This is a genomic window from Streptomyces litmocidini, assembly GCF_014649755.1.
Taxonomy (GTDB): Bacteria; Actinomycetota; Actinomycetes; order Streptomycetales; family Streptomycetaceae; genus Streptomyces; species Streptomyces litmocidini.
Map to the genome: position 1 here is coordinate 1 of NZ_BMTQ01000031.1, position 22,280 is coordinate 22,280.

Genomic DNA, 22,280 nt, shown 5'->3' on the forward strand with positions numbered 1-22,280 from the left:
TTCGTTTCCGACTCTATCAGATCTTTCCGATCCGATTTCCTCGGTGCTTTCCGGTCCCGTTCGCTTTCGCTCCGGGGCCTTTCAGCGGTTTCGACTTTATCAGATTCATTTCGGCCGACCTAATCGGTGGCTTTCGTGATTCGAATAAGAATCGGAGTGACTCCGTGGAATCGAATTCTCTGCCGGAGTGAGATGAGACTCTACTCGGCCGCTGCCGAACTGTCCAGTTCTAGGCAACCGTTTAAATCTACCTCCCCGCAATCGCTGTGTCAACAGCTTTCGCGGGCACCGGAGGAGACTAGCAGCTCGGGAGGGGCCGACGCACATCAGGCGGCGGTGGGGAGGGTGGCGCTGCGGTCGGGCTCCTCCAGGTCTCCCGTGTCGCCGGCCCGGGCGGCCCGGCCGCCGAGCACGTACACGTAGGCGAGGAAGGCCAGCTCGGCGGCGATGCCGAGGGTGATGCGGGCCCAGGTGGGGAGGCCGGAAGGGGTGACGAAGCCTTCGAGCAGGCCCGAGACGAAGAGGACCAGGGCCAGTCCGATCGCCATGCCGACGGCCGAGCGGCCCTGTTCCGCCAGGGCGGCGCGGCGGGTCCTCGGGCCCGGGTCGACGACCGTCCAGCCGAGGCGGAGGCCCGTGCCGGCGGCCACGAAGACGGCGGTCAGTTCGAGCAGCCCGTGGGGAAGGACCAGGCCCAGGAAGACGTCGAGGCGGCCGGCGGAGGACATCAGACCGATGCCGACGCCGAGGTTCAGCATGTTCAGGAAGAGGATCCACAGCACCGGGATCCCCAGGAAGGCGCCCAGGACCAGGCACATGGCCGCTGCCTGGGCGTTGTTCGTCCAGACCTGGGCGGCGAAGGAGGCCGCCGGGTGGCTGGAGTAGTACGTCTCGTACTGGCCGCCGGGGCGGGTCATCTCGCGGAGGTCGGTGGAGGCGCCGATCGCGGCCTGGACCTCCGGGTGCGTGCCGATCCACCAGCCGATGAGGGCCGCGAGCAGCGTGGAGAGGACGGCCGTGGGGATCCACCAGCGGCGGGAGCGGTAGACCGCGGCGGGGAAGCCGGCCGTGAGGAAACGGACGGCGTCGCGCCAGGAGGAACGACGGGTGCCGGTGACGGTGGCGCGGGCACGGGCCACGAGCTGGGTGAGCCTGGCCGTGAGCAGGGGGTCCGGGGTGCTCGACTGGACGATCGAGAGGTGGGTGGCCGTGCGCTGGTAGAGCGCGACGAGTTCGTCGGCCTCGGCCCCGGTGAGCTTGCCGCCCCTGCGCAGGAGGTGGTCGAGGCGTTCCCACTCGGCGCGGTGGGCGGTCACGTAGACGTCGAGGTCCATGATCGGCTGCTGCTCCAGGCACTGGCTGCGGACGGGTCCGTACTGCTGCGGCGCGCTGCGGGTCAGCTTGGCAGACTGACGTTCGGAGGGGTCGGGAAGGGCGGAGAAGGGTGGGTGCCGTGAGTGGTCTTGTGACGGGTGATGCGGTCGTCCTGGGGTTGCAGCCCGCGCGGCTGCCGAGTCGGGCGCTCGCGGTGCTCATCGACCTGGTGGTGGTGTGGGCGGTGTATCTGCTGATCACGCTCGGGCTCGCGGTCGCCACGGCGTCGCTGGACGAGGCGGCGGTGATGGCGGTGTCCGTCGCGTCCTTCCTGCTGGTGCTCGTCGGGGCGCCGATCGCGGTGGAGACGCTGTCGCACGGACGGTCGCCGGGAAAGCTGGCCTGTGGGTTGCGGGTGGTCCGGGACGACGGCGGGCCGATCCGGTTCCGGCACGCGCTGGTGCGCGGCGCGATGGGGGTCGTGGAGATCCTGATGACCTTCGGGGTCGTCGCCCTCGTCGCTTCGCTGCTGTCGGAGCGGGGGCGGCGGCTCGGGGACGTCTTCGCGGGGACGCTGGTGGTGCGGGAGCGGATACCCGCCGCCAGGGTCCCGGCCGTGCCTCCGCCGCCGTGGCTGGTGGGGCGGTTCGCCGGGCTCGACCTGTCGGCGGTGCCGGAGTCCTTGTGGCTGGAGGCGCGTCAGTACCTGACGCGGTCGCGCGAGCTGGACCCGGTGGTGGGGCGCCGGCTGGCGGAGCGGCTGGCCGACGAGCTGGTGGCGCGGACCGGTACGCCGCCGCCGGCGGGGGTCCCGGCCGACGCCTATCTGGCGGGGGTGGTGGCCGAGCGGCAGGCGCGGGACGCCCGGCGGGCGTTCGCGCCGTCGGACGGCGGGGTGGCGCGGGGTGCCGTTCCTCCGCCGCCTGTTCCGGCTGCCTCGGTCGCCGATCCCCTGGTCTTTCCGGCCGTTGTCCCTCCGGCCGTCGCTCCTCCGACCGTTGTTCCTCCGGCCGTCGCTCCCCCTGTCGGCCCTCCGCCCGTCGACGGGTCCTCGGTGGAGTCCGGGGCGCGTGTCACCGGGTTCGCTCCGCCGGCCTGAGGGGTCCGGTCTGCAGGCCTGAGGAGTCCGGTTCCGCCGAGCCGGGGCTCCGGTCAGCCGGGGCTCCGGTCAGGGGAAGACCGAGGGCGGGGTCTCGAGGTCTTCGAGTTCGATGCCGGGAGCGGCGAGGACCACGTCGCCCGCGATGTGGACCGCATGGCGCTCGCCCGTGTCCAGGGTGCTGACCTGGTACTCGTCCACCGTCAGGGGGCCGTTGTCAGTGGTGTGCGCTTCACTTCTCAGCAGGGCCCAGGACTGGTCGACCGTGAGGGGGGCGAGCACCGGGTCCGTGAAGGCGACGAGCCTGACACGGGTCTCGGGGGAATCGGGGGTGAGACGCAGCAGTCGCGTGAGGGCGACGAGGAACGCCGGGGACGTGCCGGTGAAGGCGTGGGCGCGCACATTGCCTTCGGTGGCGTGGGTTCCGGTGGGGTCCGTGCGGACCCAGGTGACGCCGTCGAGGGCCGCGCCGCGGACCTGCCAGCTCGCGGCGTGCAGTTCGAGGCGGATGGGGCGGCCCAGTTCGTCGACGGCCAGGTCGACGGAGCCCCGGTGGTCGCCGGAGGGAGCGGTGATCTGCGAGACGTAGCGCCAGCCGGAGGGGCCGGGCGCGCAGTGGAAGTGTTCTTCACCGAGGGGGGTGTGATCGTGCGGGTCATGGAGCGAATAACGGCCGCGGGGCATGGGGTGGTCCTCGGGAGGGGCGCTTCCTGGAAGCGGTAGCGGGGGCCGGACGGGGCAGGCCCCCCGGCACGGGGGTGCGGGGGGCCTGCCTGAGTCCTCTACGGGTGTCCGGGACGGCGCCGCGTCAGCGCGCGGGCGCCGCCGGCCGGGACATCAGTAGCGGTAGTGGTCCGGCTTGAAGGGGCCCTCGACCTCGACGCCGATGTAGGCGGCCTGCTCGGGGCGGAGGGTCGTCAGCTTGACGCCGAGCGAGTCCAGGTGGAGGCGGGCGACCTTCTCGTCGAGGTGCTTCGGCAGCACGTACACGCCGATCGGGTAGTCCTGCGGCTTGGTGAAGAGCTCGATCTGGGCCAGGGTCTGGTCGGCGAAGGAGTTCGACATCACGAAGGAGGGGTGGCCCGTCGCGTTGCCGAGGTTCAGCAGGCGACCCTCGGAGAGGACGATGAGGACCTTGCCGTCGGGGAAGGTCCAGGTGTGGACCTGCGGCTTGACCTCGTCCTTGACGATGCCCGGGACGTTGGCGAGGCCGGCCATGTCGATCTCGTTGTCGAAGTGGCCGATGTTGCCGACGATGGCCTGGTGCTTCATCTTGGCCATGTCGGCGGCCATGATGATGTCCTTGTTGCCGGTGGTGGTGATGAAGATGTCGGCCGTCTCCACCACGTCGTCCAGGGTGGCGACCTGGTAGCCGTCCATCGCCGCCTGGAGGGCGCAGATCGGGTCGATCTCGGTGACGATGACGCGGGCGCCCTGGCCGCGCAGCGACTCGGCACAGCCCTTGCCGACGTCGCCGTAGCCGCAGACGACGGCCGTCTTGCCGCCGATGAGGACGTCGGTGGCGCGGTTGATGCCGTCGATGAGGGAGTGGCGGCAGCCGTACTTGTTGTCGAACTTCGACTTCGTCACGGCGTCGTTGACGTTGATCGCCGGGAAGAGGAGGGTGCCGGCCTGCTGCATCTCGTACAGGCGGTGGACGCCGGTGGTGGTCTCCTCGGTCACGCCGCGGATCTCGGACGCCAGCTGGGTCCACTTCTGCGGGTTCTCGGTGAGGGTGCGGTTGAGGAGACGGAGGATGTGGCCGTACTCCTCGCTGTCCGCGGTGGAGGGGTCCGGGGCGGAGCCGGCCTTCTCGAACTCGACGCCCTTGTGGACGAGGAGGGTGGCGTCACCGCCGTCGTCCAGGATCATGTTCGGGCCGCCGGTGGGCGAGTTCGGCCAGGTCAGGGCCTGCTCGGTGCACCACCAGTACTCCTCCAGGGTCTCGCCCTTCCAGGCGAAGACCGGAACGCCCTGGGGGTTCTCCGGGGTGCCGTTCGGGCCGACGGCGATGGCCGCGGCGGCGTGGTCCTGGGTGGAGAAGATGTTGCAGGAGGCCCAGCGGACCTCGGCGCCGAGGGCGACCAGGGTCTCGATGAGGACGGCGGTCTGCACGGTCATGTGCAGGGAGCCGGTGACGCGGGCGCCGGCGAGCGGCTGCTGGTCGGCGTACTCGCGGCGGATCGACATCAGGCCGGGCATCTCGTGCTCGGCGAGGGTGATCTCCTTGCGGCCGAAGGCGGCCAGGGAGAGGTCGGCGACCTTGAAGTCCTGGTGGGCGGCAGTCGTCATGACTGGGCTGCTCCTCGTGTGTGCGAGTGCGAGGGTCGGTTGAGGCGCCTGGCACCACGGCAAGGCACCCTGGGCACACGAATGCCCGGGCGCTTCCTCGGTGCCGTCGTCGGAGGCCCTCTCTCCCTCGGCCGGTCCGCGGACCGCCCGACCGCCATCAGCAGCGACGTCTGGCTGGTCACGAATCTACACCGATCGGTGCGGCGGGCCACAGTCCGCACCGGACGCACGAGGCCCCCGGGGCGCGCGTCCCGGGGGCCTGGGGCGGGTGGGGCGTGCTCGCCAGCGGGGTCAGTGGCCGGTGCCGCCGGGGGTCTTGGCCGGGTTGTCGCCCGCCGAGGCTGCCGCCTCGTTGTAGATGTCGGGCTCCAGGTAGATGACCCGGGCGATCGGGACGGCGGCGCGGATGCGGGCCTCGGCGGCGTTGATGGCGTTCGCGACCTCGGTGGCCGTGTCGTCGTGCTCGACGGCGATCTTGGCGGCGACGAGGAGCTCCTCGGGTCCGAGGTGGAGGGTGCGCATGTGGATGAGGCGGGTGACGGTCTCGCCGTCGACGACGGCCGCCTCGATCTTCCTGACCTCGTCGGTGCCGGCGGCCTCGCCGAGGAGCAGCGACTTGGTCTCGGCGGCGAGGACGATCGCGATGAGGACGAGGAGGACACCGATGCAGACGGTGCCGATGCCGTCCCAGACGCCGTCGTCGGTCGCCAGGGCGAGGCCGACGCCGCCGAGGGCGAGGACGAGGCCGACGAGGGCGCCGAAGTCCTCCAGGAGGACCACCGGGAGCTCGGGTGCCTTGGCGCGGCGGATGAAGTCCTTCCAGGACAGGCCGCTGCGGATCTGGTTGGACTCCTTGATGGCGGTGCGGAAGGAGAAGCTCTCGGCGACGATCGCGAAGACCAGGACGCCGACCGGCCAGTACCAGGCCTCGATGGGGTGCGGGTGCTTGATCTTCTCGTAGCCCTCGTAGATGGCGAACATGCCACCGACGGAGAAGAGCACGATGGAGACGAGGAAGGCGTAGATGTAGCGCTCGCGGCCGTAGCCGAAGGGGTGCTGCGGGGTGGCCTCGCGCTGGGCCTTCTTGCCGCCGAGGAGCAGCAGGCCCTGGTTGCCGGAGTCGGCGAGGGAGTGGACGCTCTCGGCGAGCATCGACGACGAACCACTGAAGAGGAACGCCACGAACTTGGCTACGGCGATCGCGAGGTTGGCGGCGAGTGCCGCCACGATCGCCTTGGTTCCGCCTGACGCGCTCATGGGTGTACGGGGTCCCTTCGTCGATGCTCCGGCTCGATCGCCGCGGTTCGGCCGGTCATTGTCGCATCAGGCCACGACGGTCGCCCGGAAGACGGTGCCCGCTCCGGTCAGCTCGACGGCCTCGCCGGCCGGTACGAAGACGGACTCGCCCGGGGCGAGGGTGACCTCCCCCGCCCGCGTGCGGCCCGCGACGGCGAGCAGGATCTGCGGGGTGGGCGCGGTGACGTCGGTGGGCGCGGCGCCTTCCGCGAGGACGTACCGGGAGAGGCGGAACTCGTCGATCGGGGTCTCGTAGACCTCCTCGCCGGAGGGGGACGCCTCGGGGCGCAGGACGGCCAGCTCGTTCGGCTCGAAGCGGACGATGCGGAGGAGTTCGGGGACGTCGACGTGCTTGGGCGTGAGGCCGCAGCGCAGCACGTTGTCGGAGTTGGCCATGATCTCGACGCCGAGGCCGTCGAGGTAGGCGTGCGGGACGCCCGCGCCGAGGTAGAGGGCCTCGCCGGGCTGGAGCCGGACGCGGTTGAGGAGCATGGCGGCGATCACGCCGGGGTCGCCCGGGAAGTGGTGGGCCAGGGTCGCGTACGGGGCGTGGTCGCCGCCGAGGCGGTCGGCGGCGGCGTGGGCCTCGGCGACGGTGTGCGCCATCTCCTCGCGGTCGGCGGTGAGCAGGGCCGTCAGGACCTCCCGGAGCGCGGCCTCTTCGGGGTGGGCGTGGAGGAGGTCCACGTACGGCTTGAGGGAGTCGACGCCGAGCGCGGCGATGAGGTCGGCGGCCTCGACGGGGTTGCGGAAGCCGCACAGGCCGTCGAAGGGGGTGAGGGCGCAGATCAGCTCGGGCTTGTGGTTGGCGTCCTTGTACGTGCGGTGCGGGGCGTCGACCGGGATGCCGGCGGCCTCCTCGGCGGCGTACCCGGCCTCGGCCTGCGCGAGGTCGGGGTGGACCTGGAGGGAGAGCGGGGCGCCCGCGGCGAGCAGCTTCAGGAGGAACGGGAGCCGGGGTCCGAACTTCTCGACGGTCCGCTCCCCCAGTTCGCGTACGGGGTCGGCGGCGATGAGCTCGTTCAGCGCGCCCCGCCCGGTGCGGGAGGGGGCACCGGGGTGGGCGCCCATCCACATCTCGGCCTGGGGCTCGCCGGTGGGGGCGATGCCGAGCAGTTCCGGGATGGCCGTCGTGGATCCCCAGGCGTAGGGGCGGACGGTGTTGACGAGGCGGTCCATGGTGCCTGCCAGCTCCTCGGAGTGGTGACGGATCTTCGGGTGTCGGGTGACAGGTGACAGGGGGCGGGTGACGGGCGGGTGTCGGGGCGGTGGGCGCGCGGGTGACGGAGTGGGGTCCTCGCGGTGTACCGGCGGTTCTGGCGGTGTGCCGCCTGTTCTGCGGTGTGTCGGCGGTTCTGCGGTGTGTCGGCGGTTCTGCGGTGTGTCGGCGTCCGGGGCGGCCTGGGGCGGTGCCGGCGGGTGCCGGACGGGCGCCGGGCCGGTGCGGGCGGGTGACGGGTGGGCGGGGGGCTAGTGCGGGGTGCGGCCCGGGGTGGCCAGGGCGAGGTACACCGCCGCGAAGTCCGTCACCGCGAGCAGCTCGGCGAGCGTCTCCAGCTCGCCGCCCTCCTCCGGCTCCAGCTCGCTGACGGCGGTCCCGTGGCCGAGGGCCAGCTCGCGAGCCGCCGGGGCGGCGGTGAGTCCCTCCGCCGGGCGGTCGCGGAGCAGGACCACGCGCGCGCGGAGCGCCTGCTGCTCCTCCACCCGGTCGCGGAAGAAGTCGTCCGGGTCCGCGCCCGCCGCGTAGTCGCCCGCGAGGAGGACCCCGTGCGCCGGCAGGGCCTCCGGGAGTTCCGCGGCGAGGGCGGGCAAGCCCGCGAGTTCGGCGAGGAGCGCGGCGAAACGGCGGCCCGCCGGGCCCGCCGCGTTGCCCTCGGTCCAGATCAGCGGGAGCGAGTCGGCGAGTTCCGCGGCGAGCGTCTTCGCCGGGTTGCTGTACGTGGCGACGGCCGGGCCGCAGCGTTCCGCCGTGCGGTCCAGGCGGTCGGCGGCCTTCTCCAGGGCCTCCGACGGCGCCTCGATGAGACCCACGCGGTCCAGGAGGGCGAGCAGCGGGGTGAACAGGGCCCAGAGGGCGCCCGGGCTGGCCGCGATGTTCTCGGCGTACTCGTCGGGCGACTCGTTCGGGGCCATCGCCAACGGGACGAACAGGCCGCGCGAGCCGTTGACCGTCCCGGCGAGCGGGGAGTCCTTGGGGGCGACGGCGACGACCGTGATCCCGCGGCGGTACGCCTGCTCGGCGAGGAGGGCGAGGCCCGGTTCGCCGCCGTCGGTGGTCGGGAGCAGCAGCAGGTCCACCGGACCCGCCCAGCCCGGCAGGGCCCAGCGCAGGGCGCCCGCGGCGGGGGCGACGCCGGTCGGCTGGAGCCGTACGACGGGGGCGGCGGCGCCGGCGAGCGCGCCGATCAGGTCCGCGACGCCTGCGGCGGCGGTGCCGGGGCCGGCGACGAGGACGGCGCGGGGGCGGCCCTCGGGGCGGAGGTCCGCGATGCCGGCCTCGGCGGCGTGCCGGGCGGCGGTCCGTACCCGTGCGCCGGCTTCGGCGGCGCCGCGGAGGAGGCCGCGGCGGTCGGCCAGGGCGAGGTCGTCCGGGGCGTCGAGGAGGGTCTCGTCGAGCATGTGCGGTGCCTCCCGGGTGGACGGGGTGGGTGAGAGGGCGCTGCGGGTGCGGGGCCCGGTGGTGCGCCCGGCCTGCCCGGAGGGGGCGCGGGCCCGTACCGCTCGGGGCCCCGTACTCGGCGGGGAGGCCTCGGTGCCGGTCTGCCCGTCGGGGTGCGGGTCCGGGCGCGGGAGCCCGGGCCCGGCGAGGGGCGCCGTTCCGTCGTGCCCACCCGTTCCGTCCCCGCGGAACGACTGCCCGCGACGGGGGCGCATCCGATGAGGGCGGGCGCCGTTCCGGCGGAACGGGTGCCCTCGGCGGGGGCGCGTCCGGTGGGTGCGGGCGTCGCCCCGGGGGAACGAGCGCCCACGACGAAGGCGTTACGCCGGCTTGCGGGCTTCGTCCACGAGGAGCACCGGGATGTCGTCGCGGACCGGGTAGGCGAGGCCGCAGTCGGGGCTCGTGCAGATCAGCTCGGGGGTCTCGTCCGCCGAGCGGTCGTTCAGCGGAGCGTGGCAGGCCGGGCAGGCCAGGATCTCCAGGAGGCCGGCTTCGAGCGGCATGGGATGTCCCTTCGAACAGACGGATCGGGCCAGGTCAGCCTACCGCCGGGGAACGGGGCACGCCCCCGTTCCCCGGCGGGGCGGCGGGGTCAGTCGGTCGCCCGGACCAGGGCGAGGACCTCGTCGCGGATCTTCGCCATGGTGGTCTCGTCGCGGGCCTCGACGTTGAGACGGAGCAGCGGCTCCGTGTTGGAGGCGCGGAGGTTGAACCACCAGTCCGCCGCCGTCACGGTCAGGCCGTCGAGCTCGTCGAGGGTGACGCCCTCGGCGTTCTCGTACGTCGCCCTCACCTTGGCCGCGCTCGCCGCCTGGTCGGCGACCGTCGAGTTGATCTCGCCCGAGGAGGCGTACCGGTCGTAGGCCGAGACCAGCTCCGACAGGGTGCCCTCCTGGCCGCCCAGGGCCGCGAGGACGTGGAGCGCGGCGAGCATGCCGGTGTCCGCGTTCCAGAAGTCCTTGAAGTAGTAGTGCGCCGAGTGCTCGCCGCCGAAGATCGCTCCGGTCTTCGCCATCTCCTCCTTGATGAAGGAGTGGCCGACGCGGGTGCGGACCGGCTCGCCGCCCTGCTCTCGGACGACCTCCGGCACCGACCAGGAGGTGATCAGGTTGTGGATGATCGTTCCGCCGGGGTTCTTGGCGAGTTCGCGCGCGGCGACGAGGGCCGTGATCGCGGACGGGGAGACCGGCTCGCCGCGCTCGTCGACGACGAAGCAGCGGTCGGCGTCGCCGTCGAAGGCGAGGCCGAGGTCGGCGCCCTCGGCCCGGACGCGGGCCTGGAGGTCGACGATGTTCTTCGGGTCGAGCGGGTTGGCCTCGTGGTTCGGGAAGGTGCCGTCCAGTTCGAAGTACATCGGGACGGTGTCCAGCGGCAGGCCTTCGAAGACCGTCGGGACGGTGTGGCCGCCCATGCCGTTGCCCGCGTCGACGACCACCTTGAGGGGGCGGATCGCGGTGAGGTCCACCAGGTTCCTGAGGTGGGCGGCGTAGTCCGCGAGCGTGTCGCGCTCGGTGATGGTGCCCTGCTTCTCCGCCGCTTCGGGGGCGCCCTTCTCCGACCACTCCTCGGCGAGGGCGCGGATGTCGGCGAGACCGGTGTCCTGGCCGACCGGTGCCGCGCCGGCGCGGCACATCTTGATGCCGTTGTACCGGGCCGGGTTGTGGGAGGCCGTGAACATGGCGCCGGGCAGGCCGAGGCTGCCGGAGGCGAAGTACAGCTGGTCCGTGGAACAGAGCCCGATGAGGGTGACGTCGGCGCCGAGGCGGGCCGCGCCGCGCGCGAAGGCGGCCGCGAGGCCGGGCGAAGAGGGCCGCATGTCGTGGCCGATGACGATCGCGTCCGCGTCCGTCACCCGTACGAAGGCGGCGCCGAAGAGTTCGGCGAGCGTCTCGTCCCACTGGTCGGGTACGACTCCGCGGATGTCGTACGCCTTCACGATCTGCGACAGATCGGCAGTCACGGATCCACCCTCCTGAGTGCTCTCACACGCGTGTGCGGCGCGTGTACGGAACGCCAAAACTACCCGGAGCGGGGTCGGGGGGACGCGGACGGTGGCCGGATGCCGTCAGTTGTCAGGGGAACGGAGCACCCTGAGGTGTCCGCGGCGCCCGACCTCCATGGGGTCTCCGCCGCGGCCTCCGCCGATCTTGCCGCCGGCCTCGGCCGCGCGTTCCTGGGGGCGTGCCGCCTCCCGGACCGCGTTGGCCAGCGCTTCGAGGTCGTCGCCGCTGGGGCGGGCGGGGGCGGATCCGTCGGAGAGCCGCACCACCTCCCAGCCGCGCGGGGCGGTGAGGCGCTCGCTGTGCTCGGCGCACAGGTCGTAGCAGTGGGGCTCGGCGTAGGTGGCGAGCGGGCCGAGGACCGCAGTCGAGTCGGCATAGACGTACGTCAGTGTCGCGACGGCAGGGCGGCCGCACGCAGTGCGCGAACAGCGACGTACAGGGCTCACGACGTTGGACGGTACCGCACTCTTGAGCGGGCCGCGACGACTCTCCCTCAGGTCACTCCACCGTGTCGCGGTGTGACCTCCGCCACCCCCGTTCGAGTGATGGCGGCCCTGACCTGCGGAGGAGGGGGCCCAAGGGGTGGGCAGCAGGGGGATATTCGGACAGCTTGGGATACAAATCCGGTCAACCAGGGCCAGATGGCCGATCGTCACAAGCCGCCGAATCGGGCGTGAGCCCGGCCGGAATGTTCAGGTTTCGACAAGGCCGCGGCGGAGACGCGGGCACGCCGGGAAGGTCGGCGAGGATGCGCCACGGTGCGCTGGGACGGATGGGGGTTACGCTGCGTCAGTGATGGACAGTCCTGTGCCGCCGAGCCCCTCGCACCGTCCCACGGAGCCTCCGGCGGAGCCTCGGGTCCGCCGCCGCGACCGGCACGGCCGCGGGATGCGGGGACCGGTCGCGCCGCCGCAGGTGCCGCTCTCCGCGAGCCGGGCCGACACCTTCCGCGATCTCGTCCTCGACTCGGTGGAGCGCCTCGAACGGCGCTGGCCGCAGCTGGCGGACGTCGACTTCATGGTGATGGAGGTGCCGCCGCCGGTGTCCGGCGAGACGGTGCCGCTGGGCGGTGCGCTGCCCGCCGGGAAGAACGAGCCCGCGCGGGTGGTCGTCTACCGGCGGCCGGTCGAGATCCGCTCCAAGAGCCGGGACGAGCGGGCGGTGCTGGTCCACGAGGTGGTGGTGGAGCAGGTCGCCGAGCTTCTCGGGCTCTCCCCCGAGTCGGTGGATCCCCGGTACGGGCAGGACTGACGCCGCGCTTCCCCCGTACCGCGCGCCGGCCGGGCCGCGCCGTGCGGGCACCCGTCCCGCGGGGCGGGTGCCCGCACGGGGGTCAGTCCAGCACTCCCAGGTCCTGGTGGGCCGTCGGAAGTTCCACCGTGCCCCGGTCGTCGACGAAGGTCTGGACGGTGAACATCGGGATGCCGTCCTCCGGGAGGGCGAGCGTCCGTGCCGCGTGGACCTTGCCGCCGGAGACGGGTTCCACGGTCAGGGCGTAGGAGCCCTTGAGGCCCTCGGGGGCGAGATCGGCCAGGACCGTCGTCGTGCCCCCCTTGACGGTGACGGTCCTCGACATCGGCGTGCCGCCCTCGGAACCGGCCGAGGCGGTGACCTTGACCCGGGCGTCGGTGCCGGGGGCGGTCAGGGAGAGCGTCGTGCCCTTGGCCCGGTTGTCGGCGACGGTCGCGCGGGCGGCGACGGCCGGGGCCGCCGGGATGAACGCGATCTCGGTGTTCTCGCCCTTGCCGCGCACGACCTGGAGGGCCGCCACGACCGGGGTCGCCTTCTTCGGGTCGCTCGAGGTGAGGAGCAGGGAGCCCACCGCGCCCCGGGTGAGGTCCGGCAGGTCGGCGAAGGCCGTCATCCCTGACTTCACGTGGAGCGAGCCGCCGCCCGCCGGGACGATCGTGCCGGTCGCGGTGGCCAGCTGGACCTTGAGGTCGGCGTCGTCGTCGCCGGGCGCGAAGGCCACCAGCCGCACCGAGGTGGCGTCGGCCGGGATGCCGGGGAGCACGGCGGTGCTCGCCGGGTCGGCGGCCGGGGCGATCCAGTCGCTGCCGAGCTTGTCGTCGGCCGCGGCGACGGCGGCGCCGACGCGTCCGCTGCGGGTGGTGACGTGGACGGTGACGTCCCGCCGGGCGGGCTCGCTCGTGAGGGTGGAGAGGAGCACCGGGACGGTGGAGTGGGCGGGGACCGGGATGCCCTCGGTGAACTGGGACTTGAGGAGGCCCTCGGGGCCGTACAGCTCGATGTCGGCGACGGCGGCCGTGTCGTCCGGGTTGGTGAGGTGGACGTAGTCCTGGCGTTCCTTGGCGGTGGAGGCGGCCGGGAACCAGAAGTCGGTGTCGGGGGCGCCACAGCCGAGGCCGAGGAGGCCGCGCGCGCCGCCCGCCGGGACGACGGTGGTCTGCTGGACGGTCCAGCCGGGCGCGAGGGTGCCGGTCGCGGTGCCGGTGAGGGCGGGCACGGAGCCGCCTTCCGCCTCGGCGGTGACGGGCTTGCCGGGGGTGGTGACGGTGGCCGGGGCCTTGGGGGCCTTGGGCTTCTTGCCGGTCTTGCCGGTGCCGTCGGCGGGCGTCGCGTTCGTGGCGGTCCGGAGCAGGGCGGTGGGCTGCTCGGTCTTGCCCGGGGTGCCCTTCGCCGCGCCGGTGCCCGTCGGGGTGTACGAGGTGTAGAGCGTCTCGGCCACCTCGGAGGTGCTGGGGGCCGGGCAGACGAGGCCGACGCGCTCCACCGGCAGGCGGGTGGTGGCCTTCGCCGCGGGGGCGGCGGTGCCGTCCGGGGCGGTGAGGGCCGCGAAGCCGGTGACGGCGGCGAGGGCGGTGGCGCCCGCGATCAGGGAGAGGGTCGTGCGCTTCACTGGTTGCTGCTCCCGTCGGGACGCTGCTCGGTCTCGTGGCCCTGGGGGTATCCGTAGCCGTAGCCGTACGGGTCGTACTGCTGCTGGTCGTACTGCTGGGGCTGCGCCGCCGGGTCGTAGGGCTGCTGCTGTTCGTAGCCCTGCTGCTCGTATCCCTGCTGGGGGTACGCGTACGGCTGCTGCTGGTACGGGTCGGCCGCGTAGTCCTGGTAGTAGCCCTGGTCGGCGTACGGCTGGGTCCCCGGCTGGTCCTGGGCCTGCTGCGCGGGGGCCTGGGCGTAGGCCGGGTCGTGGCCGCCGTCCCATTCCCGGCCCTGGTCCGGGTGCTCGTAGGACTGCTGCTCCGGGACCGGGGCGGGCTCGTTCTCCGGGGGCGCCTGGGGCGCCGGGAACTCCGGGAACCCCGGGGTGCCTGCGGCCCCGGCCTCGGCCTCGGCCTCCGCGGCGGCGCGCAGCCGGCGGGCGCGGCGGCCGTCGCCCTCGGCGGCCTGGGCGGGGATCGCGAGCTCCTCCTCGGGGAGGTCGTCGTCGATCTCGCGGCGCCGCCCGGGCAGGGCGAGGACGAGCAGGACGACGGCGAGGCCGGCCTGGGCCCAGATCCAGGCGGTGTGGCCGAGCGGTTCGTCGTACGTGAGGTCGAGGCGGCCGCCCCCGGCGGGGAGCTCGAAGCCCTGGGCCCAGTCGTCGACGGTGGTCCGCGTCAGCTCCTTGCCGTCGAGGGTGGCGGTCCAGCCGTCGGCGGCGCGGTCGGCGAGGCGCAGGACGCGGCCGGCGGGGCCCGCGGGGATCCGGGTGTGCGCCTCGACGGGCCCGGCGGCGACGGCGACCGGCTCGGCGGTCTCCTGTGCCTTCCCGGCGTCCCCGGCCTTGGCGGCGGGCGGGACGATCATGACGCGGGCGATCTCGCGGTCGACGCGCCAGAGCGCGCTGCCGTCGAGCTGGCTGAGGCGGCTGAGGCCGGGCGTGGAGTCGAGGACGCGGCTCATCTGGCGCGGCGCTCCGTCCCGCACGAGGACGTAACGGATGGCGTAGCCGCTGAGCTCCTGGGTCTGGTCGGCGCCGGAGCCGGCGACGAGGCGGGCGACGACCGCGTCGAGGCGGGGGTCGTCCTCGGCGGCCGCGGTGAGTTCGGCGTCGCCGAGGCGGGCGCCGGAGCCGCGGACCAGGGTGTAGGCGACCTCGCCGGGCGCGCCGGCGCCGAGGACGAGGGTGCGGGGCTGGTCGCGGGTGCCGCTCTCCTCGGCGACGAAGGCCGGGACCTGGACGGGGTCGCGGCGGGTCAGCGGGCCGTCGGCGCCGCCGATCATCCAGCCGACGGCGGCGGCGGCCGGGCCGAGGGCGCAGGCGAGGGCGATGAGGGCGGCGACGGGCTGGCGCCAGCCGAAGCCGTGGGCGGCGACGCGGGTGCGGCCGCCCTCGGCGCCGATCATGCCGGCGGCGATGAGGGCGGCGCCGTACACGAGGGTGGCGGGTCCGGCCCAGCCGGTGCCTCCCGCGCCGTTGGACAGGACGGCGAAGAGGAGGCCGGCGAGGGCGGCGGCCCAGGCCGTGCGGACGGCGGGCTGCCGCTCCTCGCGCAGGAGGCCGGCCAGGCCGGCGAGGACGAGGCCGATCAGGAGCAGGCCGCCGGTGGTGCCGGGGCCGCCCGGGCTGGTGCCGAGCAGGTCGAGTGCGGTGGCCGTGCCCGTGCGGACGTCGACGCCGGCCTCGCGCAGGAAGGCGCCGGGGTCGGTGAGGAGGGTGAGCGACCAGGGCGCGAGGACGAGCAGCGGGGTGCCGACGGCGGCCAGGAAGCGCAGCCCGTACGCGGGGAGGTCGGAGCGGCGCACGGCGAGCACGCCGAGGCCGAGGAGGACGGCGAGCGGCCAGACGACCGGGGTGAACGCCGTCGCGAAGGTGAGCAGGAGGGTGTACGCCCAGGTGGCGCGCCAGCTGCCCCGGTCGGGACGGTTGAGGCCGTGGGCGGCGACGGCGGCGCGGGCGATCAGCGGGAGCAGGATCGCGAGGACCGCGGTGCCGAGCCGGCCGGCGGCGAGGGCGCCGGTGGCGGCGGGCAGGAAGGCGTACGCGACGGCGCCCCAGGCGCGCAGGAGCCGGGACTCGACGATGCCGCGGGCGGCGAAGTACGCGGTGAAGCCGGCGAGCGGGACCGAGCAGACGAGCAGCAGGGTCAGGGCGGTGGAGGTGGAGCCGAGGAACAGCGCGGAGAGCGCGGCCAGGACGGCGAGGTAGGGCGGGGCGGTCTGCGTGCCGCCGGTGCCGAGGGCGTGCCAGGCGTCGGCGTACCGCGACCAGAGGCCGGAGACGGTGTCGGGGGCGGGCAGCAGGGCGCCGCCGGCCAGGGAGCCGCCGGCGAAGAGGTTGCGGCAGGCGACCAGGGAGACGAGGAGGAGCAGGGCGAAGAGGACCGGGCCCGGCTTGCGGGCGATCTTCTTGAGCCGGGCGAACTGCTCGATCTCCAGGTAGTCGGCGTCGTCGCCGCCGGGGCCCGACTCGACGACGCCGTGGCGGGAGCCGCCGGTGTCGGCCTCGGAGCCGCCGAAGTGGGAGGCAATCTGCTCGACGGTGGCGCGGAGGGTGGCGCCGGGCGGCGGGAAGAGGGACCGGAACTCGCCGTTGGGGACGGCCGGGTTCCTGCGGCGCTTGCGGGCGGCGAGGATCTTCTCGGGGCGCAGCAGGGTCGCGAGGAGGCCCATCACCTCGTCGACCGCCTGGACCGGGGCCTTGCCGACGAGGTAGGCCAGGGTGCGGAGCAGGGTGCTGAGGACGAGTCGTACGAGGACGTACGGGAGGGCGCGGCCGCGGGCGTTGGCGAGGAGGGTGTGGACGGCGCCGGCCTTGTCGACGCGGTGCGGGTTGGCGGCTGTGCGTCCGGCGCAGTCGACGGTGCGGCGCTCGCGGGCGGAGGCCTCGGCGTGCCGCAGGACGGCGCCGGGGGCGACGAGGACGTGGTGGCCGGCGGAGTGCGCGCGCCAGCACAGGTCGACGTCGTCGCGCATGAGGGGCAGGCGCCGGTCGAAGCCGCCGAGGCCCTCGAAGACGTCGCGGCGGATCAGCATGCCGGCGGTGGAGACGGAGAGGACGGAGCGGACCTGGTCGTGCTGGCCCTGGTCCTGCTCGCGGCGGTCGAGCCCGGTCCAGCGGCGGCCGCTGCGGGCGATGCTCACGCCGGCTTCGAGGAGCTGCTTCCTGTCGTACCAGCCGCGCAGCTTGGGGCCGATGACGGCGGCTTCCGCGTCCGACTCGGCGACGCGCAGGAGTTCGGCGAGGGCGCCGGGCTCGGGGGCGCAGTCGTCGTGGAGGAGCCAGAGCCACTGGACCGGTTCGCCGTGCGGGAGTTCGGGGAGGTCGTACGCCTCGTCGTTCCAGGTCCGGCTGACGGGGTCCCAGCCGCTGGGGCGCTTCAGGTAGGGCAGCTCCTCGGGTCCGAGCAGGGGCGCGGTGCGGGCGGCCTCCTCGACGGCGGCGCCGAAGCCGGTGCGGCGCGCGAGGTGCAGGACGCGGTCGGCGCCGATGGCGTCGGCGACGAGCTGCGCCGAGTCGTCGGCGCTGCCGGTGTCGGCCGCCACCACGTTCTGCACGGGGCGCTCCTGGGCGAGCAGCCCGGCGAGCGCGTCGGGCAGCCAGCGGGCGCCGTCGTGGGTGACGAGCACGGCGGTGACGACGTGTCGCGGAAACTCAGGAGTTGAGGACATCGAGCTACGGGCCCTCCGGCCGGGGTCGCCCGCGGGGGGCGTGGGGAGCGTCTCGGACGGAGGCCCACACTAACGGCTGCACGCGGGACGGTCCGCCGCCCTGTGGACGGAGCGTGCGGGACGCCTTCGCCGGGGGCACCGCGTACCGGACACGCGGAACGGTCCGCCGCCTGTGGATGGTGCACAGGGGGCGGACCGTTCGTCGCGTCCTGGGGTGCGCGCCGTGGCGCGGGGGGCCCGGCAGGCTTCGCGCGGTTCAGACGGCGGCCTTCTTCAGCCGGCGTCGCTCCCGCTCGGAGAGGCCGCCCCAGATGCCGAACCGTTCGTCGTTCTGCAAGGCGTATTCGAGGCACTCGGAGCGGACCTCGCAGGCGAGGCAGACCTTCTTGGCCTCGCGGGTCGAACCGCCCTTCTCGGGGAAGAAGGACTCGGGATCGGTCTGGGCGCACAGCGCGCGCTCCTGCCAGCCGAGTTCCTCGTCCGCGTCCTCGACCAGCAGTTCCTGGAACAACTCGGTCATGTGCGCCCCTCGTCTGTTCTGTGCGTCCCCGTGATGTTGCCGGGGCGAACCCGGCCGAACGACACGAGTGAAATTACAAGTTCGTGCTCTGTGCGAGTCAAGCCGAGATCTGCTATTGGGCCCCGTATTCACTCTGCGGAACCAAGCGTATGCGGAAAGTGTTCAAATCACCAAAAAACGTGACACATGCCGCTGGCTTGATCGCGCCGCGCCGCCTTCACGGAGGAGGACGTCCAGGACGTGGATCTTGTTGCGATCCGGCCATGGAAGCGATCCGGATCACAGTCCGATCACGCCCCTCCGCGTGCGAGGGCGCGGTCGAAGCGCCATCTGTCCTGGTCCGCGCCTGAGCAAACCTTTCTCCGGACACTGCAACCGGATGAGGTGAAACATTACCCCCAAATCGGGCATTGAGTTGACAGTCGGGTACCCTTCCGTCCACCTTTGGTGGCATGCCAGCGACCGCAGCGCCCTCCGCGACCCACGCCCGTGGGTTCCGCCGCGCTGTCCAGGCGGGCTGTTGCTGTTGCTGTCCCAGCTGTTGATGCCGTAGAGCTCCAGCTCCTTCCCCCAGCGTCACCCCGCGTCACCCGTGTCACCTCTCTTCCGTGACCCCCCACCGCTTCTGTTTCTGCTGAGGAACCTCCCCACCCCCATGAACATGGACAGCGACCTTCAGATCGCCGGCGACATCCTCGAGGTCCCGCACCTCCTCCAGCCCGAGCGCGCCCACCCCGTCACCGTGGCCGAGTTCGCCGGCCTCGCGCGCTCCCTCGCCGACGACCGCTCCCAGTGGGCCCCGTACGTCGAGTACGACGCCACCACCCGCTGGTACCACCGCCTGCGCACCGGCCCCGGCTACGAGGTGTGGCTGCTCTCCTGGCTGCCCGGGCAGGGCAGCGGACTCCACGACCACGGCCCCTCCTCCGGCGTGCTGACCGTCCTCCAGGGCGAGCTGACGGAGCGCACGGACCGCGGCGTCCGGACGCTCGCCGGCGGCGCGCAGCGCGTCTTCGCCCCCGGGTACGTCCACGAGGTCGTCAACGACTCCCTCGAACCGGCCGTCAGCCTGCACGTCTACTTCCCCGGCCTCACCGAGATGCCGATGCACGAGTCGCTCCGGGCCCAGTGCGCCCCGGCCGCCCCTGGAGTCGCAGTCGCCTGACAGACTGCTGCGCATGCGCATTGTGGTTCTGGCCGGCGGCATCGGTGGTGCCCGTTTCCTTCGCGGCCTCAAGCAGGCCGCGCCGGACGCGGAGATCACGGTCATCGGCAACACCGGTGACGACATCCATCTCTTCGGGCTGAAGGTCTGCCCCGACCTGGACACGGTGATGTACACCCTCGGCGGTGGCATCAACGAGGAGCAGGGCTGGGGACGTACGGACGAGTCCTTCGCCGTCAAGGAGGAGCTCGCGGCGTACGGGGTCGGACCCGAGTGGTTCGGCCTCGGCGACCGCGACTTCGCCACCCACATCGTCCGCACGCAGATGCTCGGCGCGGGCTACCCGCTGAGCGCCGTCACCGAGGCGCTGTGCGCCCGCTGGCAGCCCGGCGTGCGCCTGCTCCCCATGTCCGACGACCGCGTCGAGACGCACGTGGCGATCGAGGTGGACGGCGAGCGGCGCGCGGTGCACTTCCAGGAGTACTGGGTGAAGCTGCGCGCCTCCGTCGACGCGAAGGCCGTCGTGCCGGTCGGCGCGGAGACCGCGAAGCCCGCGCCGGGCGTCCTGGAGGCGATCGCCGGGGCGGACGTCATCCTCTTCCCGCCGTCCAACCCCGTGGTGAGCGTCGGGACGATCCTGGCCGTGCCGGGGATCCGTGAGGCGGTCGTCGCGGCCGGGGCGCCGGTCGTGGGCCTCTCCCCCATCGTCGGCGACGCCCCCGTGCGCGGCATGGCCGACAAGGTGCTCGCGGCCGTGGGCGTGGAGTCCACGGCGGCGGCGGTCGCCCTGCACTACGGCGCCGAACTCGTCGACGGCTGGCTCGTGGACACCGTCGACGCGGGCGCGGCCGCGGAGGTCGAGGCGGCGGGCATCGCCTGCCGGGCGGTGCCGCTGATGATGACCGACGTGGACGCGACGGCCGCGATGGCGCGCGAGGCGCTGGCGCTGGCCGAGGAGGTCCGGGGGTGACCGCGGCGGGGGCGACGGGCGCGGAGGGGGCCGACGCGGAGGCGACCGAGGCGGTGGGAGCCGGCGCGGAGGCGACCGACGCGGCAGGAGTCGGCGCGGCGGCGACCGGGACCGCGGAAGTCGGCGCGGCGGGAGTCGGCGTCCCCTCGTACCGGGTCTGGGCGCTTGCCGGGATTCCCGAGGTGGCCGCCGGGGACGATCTGGCCAAGCTGATCGCCTCCGCGTCGCCGGCACTCGCCGACGGGGACGTCCTGCTCGTCACCTCCAAGATCGTGAGCAAGGCCGAGGGCCGGGTGGTCGCCGCCGACGACCGCGAGGAGGCCATCGACGCCGAGACGGTACGGGTGGTGGCGCGGCGCGGTCCGCTGCGGATCGTCGAGAACCGGCAGGGGCTCGTCATGGCCGCCGCCGGGGTCGACGCCTCCAACACCCCCTCCGGCACCGTGCTGTTGCTGCCCGAGGACCCCGACGCCTCGGCGCGGCGCATCCGTTCGGGGCTGCGCGAGGCACTCGGCGTCGACGTCGGCGTCGTCGTCACGGACACCTTCGGGCGGCCCTGGCGCACCGGCCTCACCGACGTGGCCATCGGCGCGGCCGGCGTGCGGGTCCTCGACGACCTGCGCGGCGGGTCCGACGCGCACGGCAATCCGCTGAGCGCGACCGTGGTCGCCACCGCCGACGAACTCGCCGCCGCCGGCGACCTGGTGAAGGGCAAGGCGGCCGGGCTGCCCGTCGCCGTCGTCCGCGGACTGCCCCATGTGGTGGGCGACGACGGCGAGGAGGGCGCGCGGGCGCTCGTACGCTCCGCCGCCGACGACATGTTCCGGCTCGGGACCTCGGAGGCCGTGCGGGAGGCGGTGACGCTGCGGCGGACCGTACGGAAGTTCACCGACGAGCCGGTCGACCCGGGGGCGGTCCGGCGCGCGGTCGCCGCCGCCGTGACGGCCCCGGCGCCGCACCACACCACGCCGTGGCGGTTCGTCCTCCTGGAGTCGCGGGGATCGCGGACGCGGCTGCTCGACGCGATGCGGGACGCGTGGATCGCGGACCTGCGCCGGGACGGCAAGTCCGAGGAGTCCGTCGCGAAACGGATCCGGCGCGGGGACGTCCTGCGCGACGCGCCCTACCTCGCCGTGCCCTGCCTCGTCATGGACGGCTCCCACCACTACGGCGACCCGCGCCGGGACGCCGCCGAACGCGAGATGTTCGTCGTGGCGACGGGCGCGGGCGTGCAGAACTTCCTCGTGGCGCTCGCCGGCGAGCGGCTCGGCTCGGCCTGGGTGTCCTCGACGATGTTCTGCCGGGACGTCGTGCGGGAGGTCCTCGGCCTGCCGGAGGAGTGGGACCCCATGGGCGCGGTCGCCATCGGACACCCGGCGGCCCCGCCGAAGGAACGGCCGGCGCGGCTCGCCTCGGAGTTCGTCGAGGTGCGGTGACGGTCCTCAGATCCGGGTGATGTCGCCCGGCGTCATCCGGGGCGCCCGGCGCGGCGGCACCCGGCCGCTGAGGAGGATCAGGCGGGCCGCGCGGTGGCGCTGCCCCGCGTACGGGGCCAGGAGCTCCAGCATCGCCTCGTCGTCGGTCGTGCGGTCGCCCGCGAGCGCCCAGCCGACGATGCCCGGCAGGTGCAGGTCGCCGGTGGTGACCTCGTCCGGGGCGCCGTTGCTGCGCTGGACCGTCTCGGCGCTCGTCCACGGGCCGATGCCCGGAACCAGCTCCAGGCGCTCGCGGGCCGCCGGCGGGTCCATGAGCGCGGCCTCCTCCAGACGGGCCGCGACCCGCGCCGCGCGGACGATCGTGGCCGAACGCTTGCCGTCGACGTTCGCGCGGTGCCACTCCCAGGACGGGATCCGGGCCCAGGTGCGGGCGTCGGGCATCACGTGCATGCCTCCGGGCGCCGGGCCCGGGGCCGGCTCGCCGTACTTCCGCACGAGCGTCCGCCACGACCCGTAGGCCTCGTGCGTCGTGACCTTCTGCTCCAGGATCGACGGGATCAGCGACTCCAGGACCAGACCCGTGCGGGTGAGGCGCAGACCGGGGCGGCGGCGGTGCGTCGCCAGGAGCAGCCTGTGGCGGGGGACGAAGGCGGTCGGGTCGTCCTCGGCGCCCAGGAGGCCGGGGAGGCGGTCCAGGAGCCAGCCGGCTCCCGGGCCCCACGCCTCGGCGGCGGCCTCCCCCCGTTCGATCCGGACGCGGAGGGTGCCGGGGCCGTCCGGAGTGCGGCTGGCCCGCCAGACCGAGCCGTCCGGGGTCACCCGGAAGGTGGGGTCGGCGGGGCCGCGGCGGAGGGGGCCGAGGATGAGGCCGAGGTCGGGCGGGGTGCCGGGGGTGTCGCCGCCGCGCACGGTGGTGCGGGTGGGTCTGGGTGCGAAGCGGCCGGCCATGGGTACGAGCGTAGCCGCGCGGG

18 protein-coding genes are annotated in these 22,280 nt (G+C 73.8%); 5 read left to right on the top strand and 13 right to left on the bottom strand.

From position 1 onward, the window contains the following. Positions 1 to 326: 326 nt before the first annotated feature. The gene (locus IE180_RS34670) at positions 327 to 1,334 is read right to left on the bottom strand and encodes a stage II sporulation protein M (protein ID WP_190160932.1); all 1,008 of its coding nucleotides are present in this window, start codon (positions 1,332 to 1,334) and stop codon (positions 327 to 329) included. A gap of 119 nt (positions 1,335 to 1,453) precedes the next feature. On the opposite strand from IE180_RS34670, the gene IE180_RS34675 reads away from it, so the two are divergent. Continuing rightward, complete coding sequence (locus tag IE180_RS34675) at positions 1,454 to 2,413, top strand: RDD family protein (RefSeq protein ID WP_190160933.1); 960 nt, start codon at positions 1,454 to 1,456, stop codon at positions 2,411 to 2,413. Between the two features lie 69 nt (positions 2,414 to 2,482). On the opposite strand, the gene IE180_RS34680 is transcribed toward IE180_RS34675, so the two are convergent. From IE180_RS34680 to IE180_RS34715, 8 genes are all read right to left on the bottom strand, one after another. Next, on the bottom strand, positions 2,483 to 3,097 hold the full coding sequence (locus tag IE180_RS34680) for a hypothetical protein (protein WP_190160934.1): 615 nt from the start codon (positions 3,095 to 3,097) through the stop codon (positions 2,483 to 2,485). A 153-nt stretch (positions 3,098 to 3,250) separates the two neighbouring features. Then, positions 3,251 to 4,705, bottom strand: a complete 1,455-nt coding sequence (ahcY, locus tag IE180_RS34685; protein WP_190160935.1) for an adenosylhomocysteinase — start codon at positions 4,703 to 4,705, stop codon at positions 3,251 to 3,253. Between the two features lie 291 nt (positions 4,706 to 4,996). Next, positions 4,997 to 5,962, bottom strand: a complete 966-nt coding sequence (locus IE180_RS34690; RefSeq protein ID WP_190160936.1) for a cation diffusion facilitator family transporter — start codon at positions 5,960 to 5,962, stop codon at positions 4,997 to 4,999. A gap of 66 nt (positions 5,963 to 6,028) precedes the next feature. Beyond that, positions 6,029 to 7,180: a mannose-6-phosphate isomerase, class I gene (gene manA / locus IE180_RS34695; protein WP_190160937.1), complete on the bottom strand. Its 1,152-nt coding sequence runs from the start codon at positions 7,178 to 7,180 to the stop codon at positions 6,029 to 6,031. Positions 7,181 to 7,471: 291 nt separating this feature from the next. Further along, the gene (locus IE180_RS34700; protein WP_190160938.1) at positions 7,472 to 8,620 is read right to left on the bottom strand and encodes an SIS domain-containing protein; all 1,149 of its coding nucleotides are present in this window, start codon (positions 8,618 to 8,620) and stop codon (positions 7,472 to 7,474) included. A 360-nt stretch (positions 8,621 to 8,980) separates the two neighbouring features. Then, positions 8,981 to 9,163: a Trm112 family protein gene (locus tag IE180_RS34705; RefSeq protein WP_190160939.1), complete on the bottom strand. Its 183-nt coding sequence runs from the start codon at positions 9,161 to 9,163 to the stop codon at positions 8,981 to 8,983. An 89-nt stretch (positions 9,164 to 9,252) separates the two neighbouring features. After that, complete coding sequence (locus IE180_RS34710; protein ID WP_190160940.1) at positions 9,253 to 10,620, bottom strand: phosphomannomutase/phosphoglucomutase; 1,368 nt, start codon at positions 10,618 to 10,620, stop codon at positions 9,253 to 9,255. 105 nt (positions 10,621 to 10,725) lie between these two features. Continuing rightward, a complete protein-coding gene (locus IE180_RS34715; protein ID WP_078954257.1) occupies positions 10,726 to 11,160 on the bottom strand; it encodes a DUF3499 domain-containing protein in 435 nt (144 codons plus the stop codon). Between the two features lie 298 nt (positions 11,161 to 11,458). Between IE180_RS34715 and IE180_RS34720 the strand changes: the two genes are divergently transcribed. Continuing rightward, positions 11,459 to 11,914, top strand: a complete 456-nt coding sequence (locus IE180_RS34720; protein WP_190160941.1) for a metallopeptidase family protein — start codon at positions 11,459 to 11,461, stop codon at positions 11,912 to 11,914. Between the two features lie 82 nt (positions 11,915 to 11,996). Here the strand turns inward: IE180_RS34720 and IE180_RS34725 are convergent, their stop codons facing one another. The 3 genes from IE180_RS34725 to IE180_RS34735 all read right to left on the bottom strand — a co-directional run bounded on the left by IE180_RS34725 (position 11,997) and on the right by IE180_RS34735 (position 17,738). Continuing rightward, positions 11,997 to 13,523: a DUF5719 family protein gene (locus IE180_RS34725; protein WP_190160942.1), complete on the bottom strand. Its 1,527-nt coding sequence runs from the start codon at positions 13,521 to 13,523 to the stop codon at positions 11,997 to 11,999. Continuing rightward, on the bottom strand, positions 13,520 to 17,218 hold the full coding sequence (locus tag IE180_RS34730; protein ID WP_190160943.1) for a glycosyltransferase family 2 protein: 3,699 nt from the start codon (positions 17,216 to 17,218) through the stop codon (positions 13,520 to 13,522). The genes IE180_RS34725 and IE180_RS34730 overlap by 4 nt, the downstream gene beginning before the upstream one ends. Positions 17,219 to 17,474: 256 nt before the next feature. Continuing rightward, complete coding sequence (locus tag IE180_RS34735) at positions 17,475 to 17,738, bottom strand: WhiB family transcriptional regulator (protein WP_015033978.1); 264 nt, start codon at positions 17,736 to 17,738, stop codon at positions 17,475 to 17,477. A gap of 655 nt (positions 17,739 to 18,393) precedes the next feature. Here IE180_RS34735 and IE180_RS34740 point away from each other — a divergent pair. Genes IE180_RS34740 through IE180_RS34750 form a run of 3 tightly spaced genes read left to right on the top strand, consistent with a single transcriptional unit; the run spans position 18,394 to position 21,309 of the window. Continuing rightward, the gene (locus IE180_RS34740; protein WP_190160944.1) at positions 18,394 to 18,903 is read left to right on the top strand and encodes a cysteine dioxygenase; all 510 of its coding nucleotides are present in this window, start codon (positions 18,394 to 18,396) and stop codon (positions 18,901 to 18,903) included. Between the two features lie 13 nt (positions 18,904 to 18,916). Next, on the top strand, positions 18,917 to 19,873 hold the full coding sequence (gene cofD, locus IE180_RS34745) for a 2-phospho-L-lactate transferase (protein ID WP_190160945.1): 957 nt from the start codon (positions 18,917 to 18,919) through the stop codon (positions 19,871 to 19,873). After that, positions 19,870 to 21,309, top strand: coding sequence for a coenzyme F420-0:L-glutamate ligase (locus IE180_RS34750; protein WP_373302857.1), 1,440 nt, complete (start codon positions 19,870 to 19,872; stop codon positions 21,307 to 21,309). The genes cofD and IE180_RS34750 overlap by 4 nt, the downstream gene beginning before the upstream one ends. A 6-nt stretch (positions 21,310 to 21,315) precedes the next feature. Here the strand turns inward: IE180_RS34750 and IE180_RS34755 are convergent, their stop codons facing one another. Continuing rightward, on the bottom strand, positions 21,316 to 22,257 hold the full coding sequence (locus IE180_RS34755) for a DNA-3-methyladenine glycosylase family protein (RefSeq protein WP_190160946.1): 942 nt from the start codon (positions 22,255 to 22,257) through the stop codon (positions 21,316 to 21,318). Positions 22,258 to 22,280: the final 23 nt, after the last annotated feature.

What these genes read in the sequence shown, in the direction of transcription:
- IE180_RS34670 (WP_190160932.1), bottom strand. Translation starts at nt 1,334, where the DNA reads ATGGACCTCGACGTCTACGTGACCGCCCACCGCGCCGAGTGGGAACGC.
- IE180_RS34680 (WP_190160934.1), bottom strand. Translation starts at nt 3,097, where the DNA reads ATGCCCCGCGGCCGTTATTCGCTCCATGACCCGCACGATCACACCCCC.
- ahcY (WP_190160935.1), bottom strand. Translation starts at nt 4,705, where the DNA reads ATGACGACTGCCGCCCACCAGGACTTCAAGGTCGCCGACCTCTCCCTG.
- IE180_RS34690 (WP_190160936.1), bottom strand. Translation starts at nt 5,962, where the DNA reads ATGAGCGCGTCAGGCGGAACCAAGGCGATCGTGGCGGCACTCGCCGCC.
- manA (WP_190160937.1), bottom strand. Translation starts at nt 7,180, where the DNA reads ATGGACCGCCTCGTCAACACCGTCCGCCCCTACGCCTGGGGATCCACG.
- IE180_RS34700 (WP_190160938.1), bottom strand. Translation starts at nt 8,620, where the DNA reads ATGCTCGACGAGACCCTCCTCGACGCCCCGGACGACCTCGCCCTGGCC.
- IE180_RS34705 (WP_190160939.1), bottom strand. Translation starts at nt 9,163, where the DNA reads ATGCCGCTCGAAGCCGGCCTCCTGGAGATCCTGGCCTGCCCGGCCTGC.
- IE180_RS34720 (WP_190160941.1), top strand. Translation starts at nt 11,459, where the DNA reads ATGGACAGTCCTGTGCCGCCGAGCCCCTCGCACCGTCCCACGGAGCCT.
- IE180_RS34730 (WP_190160943.1), bottom strand. Translation starts at nt 17,218, where the DNA reads ATGTCCTCAACTCCTGAGTTTCCGCGACACGTCGTCACCGCCGTGCTC.
- IE180_RS34735 (WP_015033978.1), bottom strand. Translation starts at nt 17,738, where the DNA reads ATGACCGAGTTGTTCCAGGAACTGCTGGTCGAGGACGCGGACGAGGAA.
- IE180_RS34740 (WP_190160944.1), top strand. Translation starts at nt 18,394, where the DNA reads ATGAACATGGACAGCGACCTTCAGATCGCCGGCGACATCCTCGAGGTC.
- cofD (WP_190160945.1), top strand. Translation starts at nt 18,917, where the DNA reads ATGCGCATTGTGGTTCTGGCCGGCGGCATCGGTGGTGCCCGTTTCCTT.
- IE180_RS34755 (WP_190160946.1), bottom strand. Translation starts at nt 22,257, where the DNA reads ATGGCCGGCCGCTTCGCACCCAGACCCACCCGCACCACCGTGCGCGGC.